General features: G+C 49.7%; 19 protein-coding genes. 14 read left to right on the top strand and 5 right to left on the bottom strand.

Going from position 1 to position 19,126, the window contains the following annotated elements; genetic code table 11:
- The first annotated feature begins 135 nt into the window (after positions 1-135).
- The 12 genes from DWY84_RS02185 to DWY84_RS02130 all read left to right on the top strand — a co-directional run bounded on the left by DWY84_RS02185 (position 136) and on the right by DWY84_RS02130 (position 11,720).
- Entirely contained in the window at positions 136-774 is a 639-nt protein-coding gene (locus tag DWY84_RS02185) for a DUF6198 family protein (RefSeq protein WP_118530457.1), read from the top strand.
- A 270-nt stretch (positions 775-1,044) separates the two neighbouring features.
- Positions 1,045-1,365, top strand: coding sequence for a UxaA family hydrolase (locus DWY84_RS02180; protein WP_118530455.1), 321 nt, complete (start codon positions 1,045-1,047; stop codon positions 1,363-1,365).
- Positions 1,362-2,537, top strand: coding sequence for a UxaA family hydrolase (locus tag DWY84_RS02175; RefSeq protein ID WP_118530453.1), 1,176 nt, complete (start codon positions 1,362-1,364; stop codon positions 2,535-2,537). The genes DWY84_RS02180 and DWY84_RS02175 overlap by 4 nt, the downstream gene beginning before the upstream one ends.
- Positions 2,538-2,879: 342 nt before the next feature.
- Positions 2,880-3,701: a CoB--CoM heterodisulfide reductase iron-sulfur subunit B family protein gene (locus tag DWY84_RS02170; RefSeq protein ID WP_347560745.1), complete on the top strand. Its 822-nt coding sequence runs from the start codon at positions 2,880-2,882 to the stop codon at positions 3,699-3,701.
- Entirely contained in the window at positions 3,698-4,090 is a 393-nt protein-coding gene (locus tag DWY84_RS02165; protein ID WP_178716555.1) for a 4Fe-4S dicluster domain-containing protein, read from the top strand. The genes DWY84_RS02170 and DWY84_RS02165 overlap by 4 nt, the downstream gene beginning before the upstream one ends.
- A 23-nt stretch (positions 4,091-4,113) precedes the next feature.
- On the top strand, positions 4,114-6,099 hold the full coding sequence (locus DWY84_RS02160; protein WP_118530451.1) for a CoB--CoM heterodisulfide reductase iron-sulfur subunit A family protein: 1,986 nt from the start codon (positions 4,114-4,116) through the stop codon (positions 6,097-6,099).
- Positions 6,090-6,548, top strand: a complete 459-nt coding sequence (locus tag DWY84_RS02155; protein WP_118530449.1) for a hydrogenase iron-sulfur subunit — start codon at positions 6,090-6,092, stop codon at positions 6,546-6,548. Before DWY84_RS02160 ends, DWY84_RS02155 begins: the two co-directional genes overlap by 10 nt.
- Positions 6,536-7,504, top strand: coding sequence for a 4Fe-4S dicluster domain-containing protein (locus DWY84_RS02150; RefSeq protein WP_118530447.1), 969 nt, complete (start codon positions 6,536-6,538; stop codon positions 7,502-7,504). The genes DWY84_RS02155 and DWY84_RS02150 overlap by 13 nt, the downstream gene beginning before the upstream one ends.
- A gap of 3 nt (positions 7,505-7,507) precedes the next feature.
- Entirely contained in the window at positions 7,508-8,536 is a 1,029-nt protein-coding gene (locus DWY84_RS02145; protein ID WP_118530445.1) for a 4Fe-4S dicluster domain-containing protein, read from the top strand.
- On the top strand, positions 8,529-9,383 hold the full coding sequence (locus DWY84_RS02140; RefSeq protein WP_118530443.1) for an FAD/NAD(P)-binding protein: 855 nt from the start codon (positions 8,529-8,531) through the stop codon (positions 9,381-9,383). Before DWY84_RS02145 ends, DWY84_RS02140 begins: the two co-directional genes overlap by 8 nt.
- Positions 9,384-9,419: 36 nt before the next feature.
- Complete coding sequence (locus DWY84_RS02135) at positions 9,420-10,094, top strand: 4Fe-4S dicluster domain-containing protein (RefSeq protein WP_118530441.1); 675 nt, start codon at positions 9,420-9,422, stop codon at positions 10,092-10,094.
- Positions 10,095-10,109: 15 nt separating this feature from the next.
- A complete protein-coding gene (locus DWY84_RS02130) occupies positions 10,110-11,720 on the top strand; it encodes an FAD-dependent oxidoreductase (RefSeq protein WP_118530439.1) in 1,611 nt (536 codons plus the stop codon).
- A gap of 55 nt (positions 11,721-11,775) precedes the next feature.
- Here the strand turns inward: DWY84_RS02130 and DWY84_RS02125 are convergent, their stop codons facing one another.
- The 5 genes from DWY84_RS02125 to DWY84_RS02105 form a co-directional block, all read right to left on the bottom strand.
- Positions 11,776-12,945: an NADP-dependent malic enzyme gene (locus tag DWY84_RS02125; RefSeq protein ID WP_118530437.1), complete on the bottom strand. Its 1,170-nt coding sequence runs from the start codon at positions 12,943-12,945 to the stop codon at positions 11,776-11,778.
- 43 nt (positions 12,946-12,988) lie between these two features.
- Positions 12,989-14,353 carry a class II fumarate hydratase gene (gene fumC / locus DWY84_RS02120; protein WP_118530435.1) on the bottom strand — a complete coding sequence of 455 codons (1,365 nt, stop codon included), beginning with the start codon at positions 14,351-14,353 and terminating at the stop codon, positions 12,989-12,991.
- Between the two features lie 175 nt (positions 14,354-14,528).
- Positions 14,529-15,119 carry a FumA C-terminus/TtdB family hydratase beta subunit gene (locus DWY84_RS02115; RefSeq protein ID WP_118530433.1) on the bottom strand — a complete coding sequence of 197 codons (591 nt, stop codon included), beginning with the start codon at positions 15,117-15,119 and terminating at the stop codon, positions 14,529-14,531.
- Between the two features lie 33 nt (positions 15,120-15,152).
- Positions 15,153-16,037, bottom strand: coding sequence for a fumarate hydratase (locus DWY84_RS02110; protein ID WP_118530431.1), 885 nt, complete (start codon positions 16,035-16,037; stop codon positions 15,153-15,155).
- A 29-nt stretch (positions 16,038-16,066) separates the two neighbouring features.
- Complete coding sequence (locus DWY84_RS02105; protein WP_118530429.1) at positions 16,067-17,437, bottom strand: MmgE/PrpD family protein; 1,371 nt, start codon at positions 17,435-17,437, stop codon at positions 16,067-16,069.
- 278 nt (positions 17,438-17,715) lie between these two features.
- On the opposite strand from DWY84_RS02105, the gene DWY84_RS02100 reads away from it, so the two are divergent.
- Both DWY84_RS02100 and DWY84_RS02095 read left to right on the top strand, forming a co-directional pair.
- Positions 17,716-18,438, top strand: coding sequence for a FadR/GntR family transcriptional regulator (locus DWY84_RS02100; protein ID WP_118530427.1), 723 nt, complete (start codon positions 17,716-17,718; stop codon positions 18,436-18,438).
- A 10-nt stretch (positions 18,439-18,448) separates the two neighbouring features.
- Positions 18,449-18,961 (top strand): helix-turn-helix domain-containing protein, encoded by a 513-nt coding sequence (locus DWY84_RS02095; protein ID WP_118530425.1) that lies wholly within the window; start codon positions 18,449-18,451, stop codon positions 18,959-18,961.
- The last annotated feature ends 165 nt before the right edge of the window (positions 18,962-19,126 follow it).

Below are 19,126 nucleotides of genomic sequence, written 5' to 3'. Positions count from 1 at the left end.
ACGAAAAAGATGCTGAAAAACCGCAGGAAAAGTTTGTCTAAAATCCCTATATCGGTTTTGACATATCTATATTTACATAGTTTTTGCAGTACGTTATAATATTATCAACTATAAGATAAAGGGAGAACGTATAAAATGAAAATGCTAATGAGAATCGTGCTGTACTGTGTGGGCCTTCTGTTCATGGCCTTCGGAGTTGCCTTTTCCGTGAACTCGAATCTGGGTGTGTCCCCGGTCAATTCACTGCCGTATGTGATTTCTTTGATCGTACATCAGGATCTTGGCCGGTGCATTATCGGCGTATTTGTAACTTACATGGTGGTGCAGATCATCATCAAGCGGAAAGAGTATAAATGGATCAATCTGACTCAGCTTATTTTTTCTACCATTTTCGGCTATTTTGCAGATTTCGCAAAAGGCGTAATGCATGGATTTACAATTCCAACTTATTTCGGACAGCTTCTCATGATGGCAATCAGCATTGTGCTGGTAGCAATCGGTGTGGCAATTTACATGGATGTAAAGCTCGTGAACATGCCAATGGAGGGAATGACCCTTGCCATCAGTGATTGTTTTCCGAATATAGAGTTCCACAAAATTAAAATTATTGTGGACTGTTCTTCTGTAGCAATCGGTGTGGTATTATCCTTCCTGTTCCTACATGGGCTGTTTGGAATCCGTGAGGGCACCATTTTAAGCGCAATCCTGGTAGGAAAGATCCTTCCGGTCATGAAGAAACGCATCAGCCCGGTAATACAGAAACTGTGCTTCTAAATATAAAAATTGATATTTTTGAGAATAATGAGAATACCATGCAAATCCATTTTCCCAGGAAGAACCGTATCGCATGGTATTTAAGATCAATGATCTCGTGCGGGAGCTGCCGGACGGAAAACAGGGGCACCGCATCAGCAAAGGAATTATACTGAGCGGTGTTCCTTTTTTTACAAGAAATTCAATAAAATATGCGAAAAATTTCTCACTACTGGACAGGAGCTTTCTGTAGAGGTAAATTGAAGGCATCTTAAAAAGGAGGGGTACAGCATGGTTCTTGCACTGAAGGTAAATGACAAAGACAATGTGGCAACAATCTTTGCGGAGCAGGTACAGGGCGGCGATGTGATTCAGATCCGGGATAAAAAGGGAGAGACAACAGAGGTGAGGGCACTGGAGGCGGTTCCTTACGGACACAAGATTGCGCTGCAGGATATTGCGAAGGGGCAGATTATTGTAAAATACGGAGAAGAGATAGGAATGGCTTCCGCTGACATCCGAGAGGGAGAACATGTACATATTCATAATCTGGAGAGCATGAGAGCAAGAGGCGACTGGAATAACGACGGCGGGGAGGCGAAAGCAAAATGAAATTTTACGGTTACAGAAGAGCAGACGGCAGTGTAGGCTGCCGGAACCTGGTAGCAGTAATTCCGAGTGTGGTCTGCGCGGCTGATGTGGCACAGGCCATTGTGCAGAATGTGCAGGGGGCAGTTGGCCTGTTTCATCACCAGGGATGCAGTCAGCTTCCACCGGATTTAAAACGGGTGACGGATACGCTGATCGGTCTGGCATTAAATCCGAATGTAGGTGCGGTTCTTATTGTCAGCCTGGGCTGTGAGGGAACGGATCACGCAAGAATGTATCAGGAGATCCAGGCGGCGGGAAAGCCGGTGGAGATCATTGGAATCCAGAAGCTTGGCGGTGTCAGCAAGGCCATTGCGGCCGGTATTGACGCGGCAGCTGGTCTGGTGCGGAAGATTTCCGGCCAGCAGCGGGAAGAGGCAGATTTGTCCGAAGTGGTGCTTTCCATCAAGTGCGGTGCTTCCGACGCGACTTCCGGCATGGCATCAAACTGTGCACTGGGCTATGCTGCTGATAAGCTGGTAAGCCTTGGTGGAACGGTCATCTTTGGAGAAACCACAGAGTTTATCGGTGCGGAACATATCCTGATGCGGAGGGCTGTGAACCAGGAGGTAGCAGACCGGATTGGTTTTATCGTGAACCGGATGGAGACACGCGCAAAGTCTCTGGGCTGTGACATGCGCAAAGGGCAGCCAACGCCTGGAAACATTGAAGGCGGCCTTTCTTCTATTGAGGAGAAGTCTCTGGGCGCGATTCTGAAATCAGGAACCAGTCCGATTCAGGGGGTTATGGAATATCCGGACCGTGTTCGCACCAGTGAGGGCATTAAGAAGGGGCTCTGGATCAAGGATACACCGGGCCGTGAACCGGAGATTCTTACCGGAATGGCCTGCAGTGGAGCGCAGATCATGATGTTCTCCACTGGACGGGGAGCGCCGCAGGGCTATCCGATCATGCCGGTTGTGAAGGTGTGCGGTAACCCAGTGACCTATCAGCATATGGAACAGGATATGGATATCAATGCCGGTTTGATTCTGGAAGGCAAAAAAACCATTGAGCAGGTGGGGGAAGAAGTATTTGCAAAGATTCTGGAAACCCTGAATGGTGAGATGAGTAAGAATGAGAGTCTACATTATTACAGTGCAATTGAGATTCACACTCTGGGACCGGTGGTTTAACAGAACAAAGGATGGATTGTTACAGAAAAAACAGAGGGAGACTGTGCGAAGCAGTCTCCTTTTTTTGATGACAAAAAGATAACGGAAAAAGTGGTATACCATTAAAGAGATAAAAACGACAAAAATATGAAAAAATTCTCAAAAAGTACTACCATATTGTTCATAATCATGGTATTATTAAGAAAAAGTGGAATACCGCTCAGATATTACAACGAAAGTGGTATACAAAAGAAAGGAGGAAAGCCCAGTTTTTGCACGAAAATTATCAGTAAAAAGATAACGATGTTTGTTCAATGTGAATAATTTAGCACATAAGAGCAAAGTGTTAGGAAATTGGGCGTGATGCTGATGGTTTACAGTTATTTTCCGGGCTGTACCTTGAAGAACAAGGCGAAGGAACTGGATATCTGCGCACGTAAATCAGCGGAGGCATTGGGCATTGTCCTGGAAGAAATTGAGGACTGGCAGTGCTGCGGAGGTGTATATCCGCTGGCTTCCGATGAAATCGCTACCAAATTATCTTCGGTACGCGCGCTGAACGCAGCAAAAGAAAAGGGTCAGGATCTGGTAACAATCTGTTCTGCATGTCATCATGTGATCAAGCGCGTGAATGATGATATGGCAAATGTTGCGGATATTCGGGACCGCGCAAATAATTATCTTGGGTTAAAGGAACCTTATGCAGGTGAGACCCATGTATACCACTTCCTGGAACTTTTAAGAGATCAGATTGGTTTTGATAAATTAAAGGAGAAGGTTGTAAAGCCTCTGACCGGCAGAAAGATCGGCGCATACTATGGCTGCATGCTTCTTCGTCCAAGCGGTATTTTGCAGTTTGACGATCCGGAGAATCCAAAGATTCTGGAGGATTTCATTCGTGCCCTTGGAGCAGAACCGGTGGTATACCCGTACCGCAATGAGTGCTGCGGCGGATACATTTCCTTAAAAGAAAAAGAAATGGCCGGACAGATGGTAGACACCATTTTAGACTCTGCGGAATACAACGGAGCGGATGAGCTGGTAACGGCCTGCCCGCTGTGCCAGTACAACTTAAATCATAATGCCGGCCATGCACATACACCGAAGGTAAAATACTTCACAGAGATCCTTGCAGAGGCTCTTGGGGTAGAGATCCAGGAAGGAAAGGAGGATGGCGAGGTATGATTCATACGGACAAAGAGAAAGCAGAATTGATCTGCAGAATCAGCAATGTTGATACAAAGAAATGTATGAAATGCGGCAAGTGTTCCGCATCCTGCCCGGCTTACGACAGTATGGACATTCGTCCGCATCAGTTTGTTTCCTACGTAGATCGCGGAGAGATTGAGCCATTGTTGAAATCCAAATCCATCTGGAAATGCCTTTCCTGTTTTGCATGTGTGGAGCGCTGCCCGCGTGATGTGAAACCGGCTAAACTGATCGAAGCAGTCCGTCTGATGGTGATTCGGAGCCAGGGCGGCAACTATCTGTCCCCGGACGAGATTCCAGAGCTGCTTGATCCGGAACTTCCACAGCAGCTTTTAGTAAGCGCATTTCGTAAATATAGTAAGTAGAAGAAAGATCCGAGGTGAAATCATTGCAAAGAATAGGAGTATTTGTCTGCCACTGCGGTACCAACATTGCGGCGACTGTAGACGTTGAAAAAGTGGTAGAAGCAATTAAAAACGAGCCTGGCGTGGTTCATGCGGAAGATTATCAGTATATGTGTTCGGAAGCTGGACAGTCGAAGATCCAGGAGGCCATCAAAGAAAAACATCTGACTGGTGTTGTTGTATGTTCCTGTTCCCCGCGTATGCATGAGAACACATTCCGCAAAGCGGTGGAGAAAGCGGGACTGAACCCATATATGCTGGAGATTGCCAATATTCGTGAGCATTGTTCCTGGATTCACAAAAACCGGGAAGAGGCAACGGAAAAAGCAATTATCCTGGCCAGGGCGGCAGTAGCCAAGGTACATTTAAATGCACCTCTTCAGCCAGGTGAGAGCAAAGTAGTAAAACGTGCACTGGTTATCGGCGGTGGAATCGCGGGAATCCAGACTGCACTGGATATTGCAGATGCAGGTTACGAAGTAGATATCGTGGAGAAAACACCGAGTATTGGTGGAAGAATGTCCCAGCTGGACAAGACCTTCCCGACCCTGGACTGCTCCGCATGTATCCTGACCCCGAAGATGGTAGAGGCTTCTGCTCATGAGCGGATTAACCTGTTTACATACAGTGAGGTAGAAAAGGTATCCGGTTTCGTTGGAGACTTTAAGGTAGATATCCGCAAGAAAGCAAGAAGCGTGGATATGAGCAAGTGTACCGGATGTGGTGTCTGCTCTCAGAAATGCCCGTCCAAGAAAACACCGAGTGAGTTTAACCGAGGACTGGGAACCAGAAGCGCCATTTATACCCCGTTCGCACAGGCTATTCCGAATGTTCCGGTTATCGATCGGGAGCACTGCATTAAATTCCAGACTGGAAAATGCGGTCTCTGCTCCAAGGTCTGCGCGGCCGGCGCGATCGACTACACTCAGGAAGACGAGATCGTTACCAGAGAGTACGGTGCCATTGTTGTGGCTACCGGCTTTGATATGATCAAGTTAGACAAGTTTGGTGAGTATTCCTATGATACCTGCCCGGATGTCATTACTTCCCTGGAGTTTGAGCGTCTGACCAATGCGGCTGGCCCGACAAAGGGTCATCTGGAGCGTCTGTCCGATCATAAGGCACCGAAGTCCGTAACCTTTATCCAGTGTGTGGGATCCCGTGATACGACCTGCCGCGGAAAGAGTTACTGCTCTAAGATCTGCTGCATGTACACTGCAAAGCATGCGATGCTGATTCGTGATAAATATCCGGATGTACAGGTCAATGTCTTCTACATTGATGTCCGTACCCCGGGCAAGAACTTCGATGAATTTTACCGCAGAGCCGTTGAAGAGTACGGTGTGAACTACATCAAAGGCCAGGTCGGCAAGGTTGCGGAAGTAGATGGACATCTGCGTGTACAGGCTGTTGATTTAATCGACAACCGCCGCATCATGCTGGATACCGATCTGGTTGTTCTGGCAGCAGCAATTGAGCCGGATCCGTCCGTGAGAAAACTTGCTACCATGCTGACAGCCAGCATTGATACCAACAATTTCCTGACAGAGGCACATCCGAAACTGCGTCCGGTAGAAAGCCCGACCGCGGGAATCTTCCTGTCCGGTGTATGCCAGGGACCGAAAGATATTCCGGAGACGGTATCCCAGGCCGGCGCTGCTGCAGCGAAGGTGATCGGACTGCTGGCAAAGGACAAACTGGTAACCAACCCATGTACCGCAAAACCGGACGAGCGCTACTGCAATGGCTGCAGATCCTGTGAAAAGGTATGTCCGTATGGTGCGATCACTTATGAAAAAAAACTGGTTATGGACCATGGCGTGAAGGAAGAGCGTATGGTTGCATCTGTGAACAGCGCGCTGTGCCAGGGCTGCGGTGCCTGCACGGTAGCTTGTCCGTCCGGTGCAATGGATCTGCAGGGCTTTTCTAACAGACAATTAATTGCGGAGGTAGATGCAATATGCAGGTAGAACATGAGAATACAGAAGTAAAAGAAGAATTCAAGCCTCTGATCGTTGCGTTCTGCTGCAACTGGTGCAGCTACGCGGGAGCAGACCTGGCAGGAACCAGCCGTCTTTCCTATCCGGCTGAAGTTAAGATCATCCGTGTCCCGTGCTCCTGCCGTGTCAACCCGCTGTTTATTCTGCGGGCTTTCCAGAGAGGCGCAGATGGCGTGATCCTTTGTGGATGTCATCCGGGCGACTGTCATTACAGCACCGGCAACTATTATGCGAGAAGAAGAATGACGATGCTGTTCTCCTTACTGGATTACATTGGCGTAGAAAAAGGAAGAACCCGGGTTGAATGGGTATCTGCCGCGGAGGGCGTGAAATTTGCGGCAACCATGAACGAATTTATCGAAAAGATCCGGAGTCTTGGCAAAAACGTGAGATTGGAGGACTTAAGATGCAGGAAATAAAAGAGAGAGCCAAAGAGTTACTTGCCTCCGGTCAGGTACAGCGTGTCCTTGGATGGAAACGCGGCGAAGACCTGCCTTATAATCCGCAGCCGGCCTTTTTTGAGAACGAAGCACAGCTGGAGGAGCTGGTTTATGACAGCTTCTGTGCGGCAAACTTAAGCAAATATATGATTCAGGCCAGCAAGCTGGAGGGGAAAACTCTGGTTTTCTTAAAACCATGTGACACCTACAGTTTCAACCAGTTATTAAAAGAACGCCGGGTTGACCGCGAAAAGAGCTACATCATTGGTGTAGGATGCAAGGGCAAACTGGATATTGAAAAGATCAAAAAACTTGGAATCAAGGGCATTGAGTCCGTAGAAGAAGAGGGCGATACGCTTCATATCAAAACAATCTACGGCGAGAAGACCTGTGCTTTTGCAGATGGTATCCTGGAGCGCTGCCTGTGTTGCAAGGGAAACGAGCATAAAGTATATGATGAACTCATTCATGAAGAGTTAGAACTGGCAGTTCCGGCTGAGGATCGTTTTGCAAAAGTTCGTGAGCTGGAGAGCATGACACCGCAGGAGCGGTTCGCGTTCTGGCAGGGCGAGCTGTCCAAATGCATCCGCTGCAATGCATGCCGTAATGTATGTCCGGCCTGCAGCTGCAATAAGTGTGTATTTGACAGTGACCGTTTTGATACCGCACAGAAAGCAAACTCCGATTCCTTCGAGGAGCAGATGTTCCATATCATCCGCGCGTTCCATGTAGCCGGACGTTGTACGGACTGCGGAGAATGCAGCCGCGTATGCCCGCAGGGAATTCCACTGCATCTTTTAAACCGCAAGATGATCAAAGATATCGATGAGTTTTACGGCGAATATCAGGCCGGCGAAGACACCGAGTCAAGAGCACCGCTTACCGATTTCCGCCAGGATGATATAGAACCGGGAGCTGCCGGGGAAAGGGGTTAGGATATGTATAAAATTTCAAATGAAAAACTTCCGTTACTCTTTGCCGCCATCGCAGAAAATATGGATCTTTACATGCCGCTAGAAAAGAACGGTCAGGTAAATTACGGAATCTGGACGAAAGACGATAAAGCAGCGCTGGATGCCCTGAACGCGGTAAAATCTCCAAAAGATGTTTTTTTCCCGCAGAGTGAAACGCTGTATACCTGTTATAAAGAAGGAAAGAAAATCTCCATTGATCCCCAGAAGCTTTGTGAAGAACCTTTCGCTGTGTTCGGTATCCGGGCCTGTGATGTAAAGGGCATTGAAGTTCTGGACCGCGTATTTCTGGCTGATCCGGTAGACAGTTACTACCAGTCCCGCAGAGAACATGGAATCCTGATTTCTAGAGCCTGCCATGAACCGGATACAACCTGCTTTTGTAAGGCATTTGGAATCGATGCCGCAGAGCCGTCCGGCGATGTGGTAACCTGGAGCATTGGAGAGGAACTGTACTGGAAACCGGTAACAGAAAAGGGAACTGCTTTCACAGAGTCCCTGAAGGAATTCTTTGCCGATGCAGACGAGAAGACGGTGGAAGCAGAGAAGGACGCAATTCGCGCCATTACGGAAAAACTTCCTTACAGCAATCTTTCCCTAGATTATTTCAAAAACACCCCGATGCAGGAGATCTTCGATTCTCCGAAATGGGAGGAGCTTTATAAACCGTGTTTGGCCTGCGGTACCTGCACCTTCGTGTGCCCGACCTGCCAGTGCTATGACATCCGCGATTATGACACCGGAAAAGGAATCCGCAGATTCCGCTGCTGGGATTCCTGCATGTATTCCGACTTTACCCTGATGGCCCACGGCAACAACCGTAAGAGCCAGAAGGAACGTTTCCGTCAGAGATTCATGCATAAGCTGGTATACTATCCGGAAAACAATGACGGTCTCTTCTCCTGCGTGGGCTGTGGCCGCTGTGTGAACAAGTGTCCTTCCGGATTAAACATCCTGAAGGTGATCAAGAGTCTGGGGGTGACAGAAGATGTGTAGCTGTGGATGCGGCGGAAGCCATAAACACGATGAATTAGTGCCGATGGTCGGTGTGATCACGGATATCAAGGATCAGACCCCGGATGTCAAGACATTCCGGGTAGAGCGTCCGGAGGGCGGAAAGTTGTTTGAGCATATGCCTGGACAGTGCGCCATGATCAGCGTACCTGGTGTGGGCGAGGCTATGTTTTCCATTACCTCTTCCCCGACCAACAAAGAATATCAGGAGTTCAGCATCAAGCGCTGCGGAACCCTGACCGATTATCTTCATACCATGGAAGTCGGAGATGAGCTGACCGTAAGAGGACCTTACGGCAACGCATTCCCGGTGGAAACGGTGTTAAAGGGACAGAACCTTCTGTTCGTAGCAGGCGGTATCGGCCTGGCACCGCTTCGTTCCGTCATCAATTACGTGATGGATAACCGTGAAAATTATGGTACGGTGGATATCCTTTACGGTTCCCGCTCCAAGGAAGATCTGGTTGGTCTGGATGAGATCCAGAACGAGTGGACCAAAGACAAGGGCGTGAATGTATACCTGACCATCGACCGGGAGCAGCCGGAATGGGACGGCCATGTAGGCTTTGTTCCTTCCTATTTAAAAGAACTGGAATTCTCAGTAGATAAAACCGTTCTGGTCTGCGGACCGCCGATCATGATCAAATTTGTGCTGGCGGCACTGCAGGAGATGGGATTTGAGAAGACCCAGGTGTATACCACCCTGGAACTCCGCATGAAGTGCGGCATCGGCAAATGCGGACGCTGCAACATCGGTTCCAAGTATGTCTGCAAGGACGGACCGGTATTCCGGTGCGACGAGGTAGACGAGCTGCCGGATGAGTACTAAGACTGGATTACGAGGATAATCAGGAAGGATAAAAAAATGCAGGAAATGGTAAATGTTTATTTCTATGGTAAAAAATATACGGTGCCGGCAGATCTGACCATCATGACCGCTATGGAGTATGCCGGATACAAACTGGTAAGAGGCTGTGGCTGCCGTCACGGATTCTGCGGTGCCTGCGCAACAATCTACCGCATCAAGGGACAGAATGAGTTAAAGACCTGCCTGGCCTGCCAGACTCAGGTACAGGAGGGAATGTATGTGGCAAGCATTCCGTTCTTCCCGACCGACAAACGCACTTACGACATCGAAGATCTTCGCCCGAACGAGCAGATTATGATGGAGCTGTATCCGGAGATTTACAGCTGTATCGGCTGTAATGCCTGCACCAAGGCATGCCCGCAGAAGTTAAATGTTATGCAGTATATTGCCTACGCCCAGAGAGGTGATTTCGAGAAATGCGCAAAGGAATCCTTTGACTGCGTGAGCTGCGGAATCTGTTCCACCAGATGCCCGGCCGGAATCTCCCATCCGATGGTAGGACTGCTGGCCAGAAGACTGACTGGTAAGTACATTGCACCGGAAAGCAAACATCTGGAGAAACGTGTGGATGAGATTCGCCATGGCGAGTATGATCAGCTGATTGAGCAGATCATGGAAACCCCGATCGACCAGATGAAGGAACTGTACAATAACCGCGATATCGAGAAATAAGGGAGGGATGAAGTCATGTATACAGAGGAAATGCTGGAATCCATTAAAAAAGTAGAGGCATCCAGAACATCCAGAATCGGAAAAGAATTACGTCGTATGGATGCGGATGAAAAAGACAATCTGCTGAAAGAGTTTCATCCTGACTACAAGGAGAGCGGATTTGCAACCTTAAAGATGGGCCCGAACAAGGGCGAGAAGGCACCGGCTGAGCTGGCAGATCTGTTACAGGCAAACAGCCGTGTGCTGGGCAAGGATATTGACCTTACACATCCGGACTACGATGTGGATGTTCTGGTTATCGGCGGCGGCGGAGCAGGTGCTTCCGCAGCCATTGAGGCTCACAATGGCGGAGCTAACGTCATGATTGTGACCAAGTTAAGAATCGGTGACGCCAACACCATGATGGCAGAGGGCGGCATCCAGGCAGCAGACAAAGAGAACGACTCTCCGCAGAGACATTATCTGGATGCGTTCGGCGGCGGACATTTCGCTGCAAAGCCGGAGCTGTTATCCAAACTGGTTATGGAAGCACCGGAAGCCATTCAGTGGCTGAACGATCTGGGTGTTATGTTCGATAAGAACCCGGATGGCACCATGGTAACCACCCACGGCGGCGGTACTTCCAGAAAGAGAATGCATGCCTGTGCCGATTACTCTGGTGCAGAGATCATGCGTGTACTGCGCGATGAAGTCATCAATCGTGGCATTCCGGTTGTAGATTTTACTTCCGCGATTGAGCTGATCAAAGATGAGAAGGGCCAGGTAGCAGGTGCGGTTCTCCAGAATATGGAGACAGATGAGTACCTGATCGTAAGAGCAAAGGTTGTTATTATTGCAACCGGCGGCGCAGGACGCCTGCATTACCAGGGCTTCCCGACCTCCAATCACTACGGCGCAACTGCAGATGGACTGGTTCTGGGATACCGTGCAGGAGCAAATCTGCTGTACCAGGATACCATTCAGTATCACCCGACCGGTGTTGCTTACCCGGCTCAGCTGTTTGGTGCCCTGGTAACCGAGAAGGTACGTTCCGTAGGTGCCCAGCTGGTAAACTGTGAGGGCGAAGCCTTCATGCATCCGCTGGAGACCCGTGATGTATCCGCAGCGTCTATTATCCGTGAGTGCACGGCACGCGGAAATGGTGTTCCGACTCCGGGCGGCGGCTATGGCGTATGGCTGGATACCCCGATGATCGAGATGATCCACGGCGAGGGAACCATTGAGAAGCGTATCCCGGCTATGCTACGTATGTACATGAACTATGGCATTGATATGCGTAAGGTGCCGATCCTGATCTACCCGACCCTGCATTATCAGAATGGCGGTCTGGAGATCGGCGCAGACTGCGCGACCATCAACATCCCGAACCTGCTGGTAGCAGGCGAGGCTGTCGGAGGAATCCACGGACGCAACCGTCTGATGGGCAACTCCCTGTTAGATATCATTGTATTTGGCCGTGATGCAGGAAAGCATGCCGCAGAGCTTACCCATGAAGTAGAGCTTGGCACACCGAATCTGGATCATGTGGAGAAGTTTGCCGAGGAGCTGGAAGCTGCCGGCATTCACACCGACCGTGTATCTCCGCTTCTTCTTCCGCCGTATGCGCGCAGAGAGAGAAGCTTATAGGATGCGAAAGGGGCTGTCGCAATAGCGGCAGCCCCATATTTTTTTATTGTTGTCATTAAACTCTTGCGATGCCCTGCTCTACAGCGGTGTCAGCTACAGCCTTAGCGACTACGTCAGCTACGGTCTTGTCAAGCGGGGAAGCGATGATGTTCTCTGCGGTCAGCTGGTCGTCCGGAATCAGGCTTGCGATGGCGTAGGAAGCACGCTCCTTCATCAGTTCGGTGATCTCTTTCGCACGAACGGAGAGCGCACCTTTGAAGACACCCGGAAATACCAGAACATTGTTGATCTGGTTCGGGAAGTCGGAACGACCGGTACCTACAACCGCAGCGCCGCCAGCCAGTGCCTCATCCGGCATGATCTCCGGGGTCGGGTTAGCCATAGCGAAGACGATACCATTGTTCATGGTGGAAACCATCTCTTTGGTTACCAGGCCCGGGCGGGATACACCGATGAATGCGTCAGCACCCTTTAAGGCGTCTGCCAGCTTGCCGTGCTCGTGGTTTAAGTTGCTGACATGGGAAATCTCTTCCTGGCCGGCATTTAAGCCCTCATCACCTTCGCAGATGATGCCATTGATATCGCACATGATTACATTACCGAAGCCCATGTTGATGAGGTGCTTACCAATTGCGATGCCGGCTGCGCCTGCGCCGTTGATGACGATGCGCATCTTGCCCATCTCTTTTTTGGTTACCTTCATGGCATTGATCAGGGCTGCAGCAACGACGATGGCGGTACCATGCTGGTCATCGTGGAATACCGGGATGTCGCAGATCTCCTTTAAGCGGCGCTCAATTTCGAAGCAGCGCGGAGCAGCAATATCCTCCAGGTTGATGCCGCCGAAGCTCTTGGAGATCAGGTAGATGGTCTGGACGATAGTGTCGGTATCCTTGGAATCGATGCAGATCGGGAATGCGTCTACGTCGGCGAACTCCTTGAAGAGTGCACATTTGCCTTCCATAACTGGCATGCCTGCGGCCGGTCCGATGTCGCCAAGCCCCAGAACAGCAGTGCCGTCAGTGATGACAGCAACCAGATTCCCACGGCGGGTCAGCTTAAAGGACTGCTCGTAGTCCTTGGCGATGACGCGGCACGGTTCTGCAACGCCTGGAGTGTAAGCCAGGGACAGATCCTCTCTGGTCTCGATTTTCTTGCGGGAAACAACCTCGATCTTGCCGCCTAACTCATAGTGCATTTTTAAAGAAGCTTCGTTGATATCCATGTTCTTGTTCTCCTTTGCTATGATCTTGTTATAAAAAATGAAATTATACCATCTGTTCCGGTTTAAATACCTCGTCAAAACGCTCTGCGGTCAGGAATCCCAGGGCTACGCAGGCATCCTTCAGGGAAATATTTTCCTTGTAAGCCTTTTTGGCGGTCTTGGCTGCGTTCTCGTATCCGATGTATGGATTCAGGCAGGTAACCAGCATCAGGGACCGGTGCAGGTTGTCATCCATCTTTTCCTTGTTGGCGCGGATGCCGCATGCGCAGTTGTCGTTGAAGGAGGTCAGGGAGTCGGTTAACAGGCGGACGGACTGCAGGAAGTTGTAGATCAGCACCGGCATAAATACGTTCAGCTCAAAGTTGCCCTGGGATGCTGCCATACCGACTGCGGTATCGTTGGCGATCACCTGGACTGCTACCATGGTAACGGACTCACACTGGGTCGGATTTACCTTACCCGGCATGATAGAGCTTCCCGGCTCGTTCTCCGGAATAAAGATTTCGCCTAAGCCGCAGCGCGGGCCGCTGGCCAGCCAGCGTACATCGTTGGCGATTTTCATCATATCCGCCGCAAGGCCTTTTAATGCGCCGTGAGCGAATACCAGCTCGTCCTTGCTGGTGAGAGAGTGGAACTTGTTGGATGCAGTTACAAACGGTTTGCCGGTCAGCTCGGAAACGGCCTTTGCTACCTCAGTGTCAAAGCCCTTCGGTGCGTTTAAGCCGGTTCCGACTGCGGTTCCGCCCAGAGCCAGCTCACGAAGTCCCGGAAGCGCCAGCTCCAGCATGGCTTTGGATTTCTCCAGCATATTTTTCCAGCCGCTGATCTCCTGGGAGAAGGTGATCGGGGTTGCATCCTGCAGATGGGTGCGTCCGGTCTTGATGATGCCTTCATTTTCCTTCATCAGGCGGTCAAAGGTTGCTGTCAGTCGGTCGATGGCCGGGAAGAGCTTGTCTTCAATCTCGGTAGCTGCCGCAATGTGCATGGCCGTCGGAAACGTGTCATTGGAACTCTGGGACATATTCGAATGGTCATTTGGATGGATCAGCTTCTCACCGGCAATCTCATTGGCCCGGTTGGCAATGACCTCATTTACGTTCATATTGGACTGGGTGCCGCTTCCGGTCTGCCATACAGCTAACGGGAAGTTGCCCTCCAGCCTGCCCTCCAGAATCTCATCGCAGGCCTGGGCAATCAGTCCAGCGCGTTTGTCATCCATTTTGCCAAGACGGTTGTTGGCCATAGCGGCTGCCTTTTTTAAGATTGCAAAAGCGCGGATGACTTCGTTCGGGATTTTCTCGATGCCGATCCGGAAGTTCTGGTAGCTTCTTTGAGTCTGTGCACCCCAGTAGCGGTCTGCAGGGACCTGAACCTCGCCCATTGAATCATGTTCTGTTCTGTACTCCATGTTGTAAAAACCCTCCTTAAATCGTTAATTTTAAAACAAAAACAGCCCTGGAGAGCAGGACGGGGGCCACCCCGGGCCTGCCGCCCAGCGCTGTTATGATCATATTATACCTCAGTGCCGCATTGAATGCAGAAACACTGGTTTCATCATACTGGATTTTGTATGAAATTGCAAGTTATGCCGGATAAATCTCATCCAGTTTCTTGAAAGCTGCTTCCTTCAGATTCTTATAGATGCTGTTTCCGTGAGTATCCATGCCGACTACCAGCGGACCAAATTCAACGGCTTCCAGATCCCAGAGTGCCTCCGGCATACCCATCTCAAACCAGGTAACATCCTGAATACCCTTGATTCCCTGTGCAAGTTTCGCAGCACAGCCAGGAGCTGCCTGAAGGTAAACATAGCCATATTTTTCACAGGCTGCCAGAGTATCTTTCTCCATGCCGCCCTTTCCGACAACGGCTCTGACACCAAGTTTTCCAACCATGTCAGCGTACGGCTCCATGCGGATGCTGGTGGTCGGTCCGATTACGTTTAAGCGCCAGGAACCATCCTCATTCTTTAAACATACCGGGCCAGCGTGGAAGATAGCAGCGCCGTGGAAATCCTTCGGCAGCGGCTCACCTTTCTCCAGTAACTGGCGGATTCTTAAATGTCCCATATCTCTGGATGTAAAGATATGGCCGGTCAGATATACGACGTCGCCGAGTTTTAACTCACGGACATCCTCTTCTTTAATAGGCATAGTAAGAACTTTCTTTTCCATAAGATTGTGATCTCCTTTCTGATCCGATACTGATTACAGAAGTTTTTCAATGCGTCCGTCGTTGTACATACGGATGCCGGCACGTCTTGCTACCCAGCAGTGGAAGTTGATGGCTACCGGAGCAATTGCGGTATGAGTTGCGGCAGTTCCGATCTTAACAGCCAGACATACGGTGTCACCGCCGGTGCCTGCTGCGCCAAGGCCGAGCTTGTTGATGTTGTCACGCAGCTCGTCTTCCAGTCTTGCAAGGAGCGGATCCGGATTGGTGTCGGACCAGTTACGGGTGCTGATTGCTTCACGGCTTAATTTGGATGCGATATCCATCTGTCCGCCGATACCGATACCGATACCAAACGGCGGGCATGGCTTGCCGCCTGCGTTGATGGCGGTTTCCAGAACGAAACGTTTTAAGCCCTCAAAATCTTTGTCCAGCTTTAAGGTAGCAGTGGTAAAAATCTTCATGGCGTTACCAAGCTCTGCGCCGCAGCCCTTGAAGCTGATAATGAAATCCACATAATCCTGACCCGGATTGTACTGGTACTCAATATTCGGAACACCCTTACCGGTGTTATTGCCAGGATTGTGACGGGTTAACGGATCTACGATACTCGGACGGAGATAGCCTTTTTTGGTAGCTTCGCCAAGTGCTTCTGCGATGGTCTCTTTTGCGAAAGACGGGAAATTGTCATCGCCATAGGAAATCCAGGTGGTCGGATATCCCGGGGACTGGCAGACTGCCTTGTCCTGGGCCTTTGCAATATCCAGGTTCTCCAGCATGGAAGAAAGCATGCTCTTTGCGGTCTCGTTGGTTTCACGGTCCAGAGCAGCCTGAACCAGTGCTTTTACATCAGCTGAAATTTCGGTTACGGCTCTGATGCAGGCATCATGCATGGCTTCTTTCATCAGTTCTTTTTCCATAATAAAAACCTCCTTAAATGGTATTGGGTTTATGATAATTGAAATACTTTGTTGATATCATCGAATGTTTCCAGGTTATGCAGGTTGTCTAACAGGTGGGTAACCACGTCGGCACCAAGCATATCCTCCGTCAGCAGGCGGAATTTGCGGTCAGCCATAGCCCAGTCGAATGGATTCTTGAAGTCACCGATCGGGTAATCTACCTGATTCGTGATAACCTCGCCGTTCTTCATGGTGATGGTGAGCTTGTGGGACCACTGGTTCGGATCCTGATGGAACTCGTCATCCAGCTTCGGACTGATGTTGACTTTGATCTTGGACATCAGCTCTTTGATCTTCGGATTGTTGATGTTCTCGATGGTAAATACCCGGTCGCTTAAATCCCGTAAGATGATGGCAGCGGCAATACAGAACTGAACACTGAACTTGGCTGCATACGGATTCTCCGGATATGGGTTGTTTGTGGTCTGTACCGCGGTGCTGTAGGTATCGTCCGTAATGGATACGATATCGTCCGGATTGATGTCATGCGCTGCAAGAATCTTCTCAACACAGTAATCTGCGGAATGGGTGTGGCGGCAGCATGCATATGGCTTGAATGAGTTTTCCGTGATACGATAGCCTTCGCCGAAGCCCTTTACCAGATTGTTCATGTCATGCTCAGGGGCAAGGGCATTTACAAAAGCACGCTCTCCCTCCAGAATGGCAGGGGCACCGGTAAAGCCAAGTTTTGCAAGCTCAGCAGCCCGCATACCGCAGAGGTTCGCATTTGCGGTGTGAAGAACCTTGCTCATGGATCCGCTTGCCAGGAATTCCCACAGGCCCGCAGCCTGGGTTCCAGCGGAGCCAAAGCAGTTTACCATCTGTTCTTCCGTGAGACCAAGCAGCTTAGAGGCGGTGGCACCGGAGGAAAAGGCACCAACTACCGCGGTAGTATGCCAGTATTTATAGGAGGAAGGGTTGATGGTCTCTCCGATGCGGGCACCTGCCTCATAGCCTGCAGCCACTGCTTCGATTACCTGTCTGCCGCTCAGGTGAAGCTTCTGCGCAAGGGCAAAAGCGGTCGGAACGGTGATGACAGCCAGATGGGTGATGGATGCGTTGTGCACATCGTCCATATCCATGACGTGGCCAAATACCGCGTTCAGCGCGGCGGCCTGCTCAGCAGTCATATTCTGAAAACCAGGTTGGAACAGGCTGGCCTGGGGAGCGGTTACCTTCTCGGCATAATATTCTTTCCAGATGGATGATTCTTTCTTTGCGGAACCGGCAATGGCTACGCCCATGAAATCGAGGATACACATTTTGGTGATGTCAATGGTATGTTCATCAAAATGGTCATAATTCATATCCTTGATATAAGCGGCCAGTTTCCGGGTTTCCTGATTTGAACTGCTCATATAAAACCTCCTCACAGATGAATGAATTCGTAATAAACAAAAACACGGATTTTGTCGTTTTCACTGGTGGTATACCAGTTCTTATGTACAGAATACCACACATAATCACAAAAGAAAAGGGAAAATGAGAAAAAAATTATAAAAAATGCCGGGGTATTTTTGGGAACTATTGACAATAACAGAGGTTTTATTGTATCTTTTATATAAGAAAATGTGAAAAACGGAACAAACACATCATTTGTTATGAGATTTTCACAGGAGAAACAGAGGGGAAAACTATGGAAGAGAAGAAAGCGTCCAGGTCTGGAAACAAATACTATGAGGTGATTCTGGACTGGTTCCGTCAGCAGATCCTGTCCGGACAGATGAAAGAAGGAGATCCGATTCCGTCAGAGCGGGAACTGGCTTCTCAGTTTGGTGTCAGCCGGGTTCCGGTGCGGGAGGCCTTGAGAATCCTTGAATATATTGGAATTATCAACAATGGCCCGGATGGTATGACCATCCAGAGAGTGGATGTGCAGCTGTTTACGCCGGGGGCTAATTTTGCGACGGAGATCACCCAGGAAACCATAGAAAATCTGTTTGAAGTGCGAATTTTCCTGGAATCCGCAGCGGCATACTACGCGGCGCTTCGGCATACCGATGAGGACATTGTGCAGATCCGCGAAGCAATTCAGGCAATGTCGGTGGCCATCGATGATCCGGAATCGGACAGCGAATCCCTTACCAGGTCATCTCATGCGTTTCATCTGCGGGTGATCACGGCGGCCAAGAACCCGGTACTGGAAAATCTGTACCGCAGTCTCTACGATCTTCTGGAAATTTCCAAGCAGTATACCATGCGTCCGGAGAGTGTCAGTGATTCTACTCTCATGGATCATGAGGCGATTCTTTATAAGATTGAGAGCGGAAATGCCGAGGATGCCAGCAAATATATGAAATTCCATCTGAGCAGGGCACTGAAACGGGTCATGGCCGAGCATGAAAAAATGAAAGAATAGGGGAGAGGCCATGGATGCAAAGCGGGTCAATAAAGAATACAGCAATGCAGAGGCTGTGGATATCATCCACCAGGTGGCGAACCTTTATATTTCCACCAAGGTTCCGCGGGACTACGGAACCGGGGAGGAGTATACTTCGGTAGAAGTTCATACGCTGAAGCACATTGCGGACAATCCGGGAATTACGGTGACAGAACTGGCCAGGCACAACGGCAAGACAAAGGGCGCCATTTCCCAGATTTTAAAAAAGATTGAGGATAAGGGGCTGATCTGCCGCGGAGAATCCAAGGGCGAGAACAAATGCCCGTTGTTCCTGACGGAAAAGGGAAAGAGTCTGGACCAGGCACATCGGCAGTTTGATGAGGAACATTCCGGCGAGTCCATCAATCAGGTCCGGAAGTTTTACAGTGATAAGGAAATTAATCTGGCCTTTGATGTGCTGGAGACCTGGCTTTCCGTACGCCGGGAGGTACAGCAGCGGAGGATACAGCAGAAAAAAGAAGCCAGAAAGAAACAAATGTAACTGCAATACGGATCATAAAACAGAACAGGGAATTCAGCAAAGCGGAGCTGCCAGAACAGGTGGCTCCGTTTTATTGTATAAAATGCATAAAAGAGTTAAGAAATGTTTAGAGAAACGGCGACGAAGTTAACAACATATTAACTTCACAAGAGGGAGCCTTAGGGT

Origin of the sequence: Clostridium sp. AF27-2AA, from assembly GCF_003478505.1 — a bacterium.
In the GTDB taxonomy this organism is placed as follows: Bacteria; Bacillota; Clostridia; order Lachnospirales; family Lachnospiraceae; genus Brotaphodocola.
This window is presented reverse-complemented; position numbering and strand designations above follow the sequence as displayed.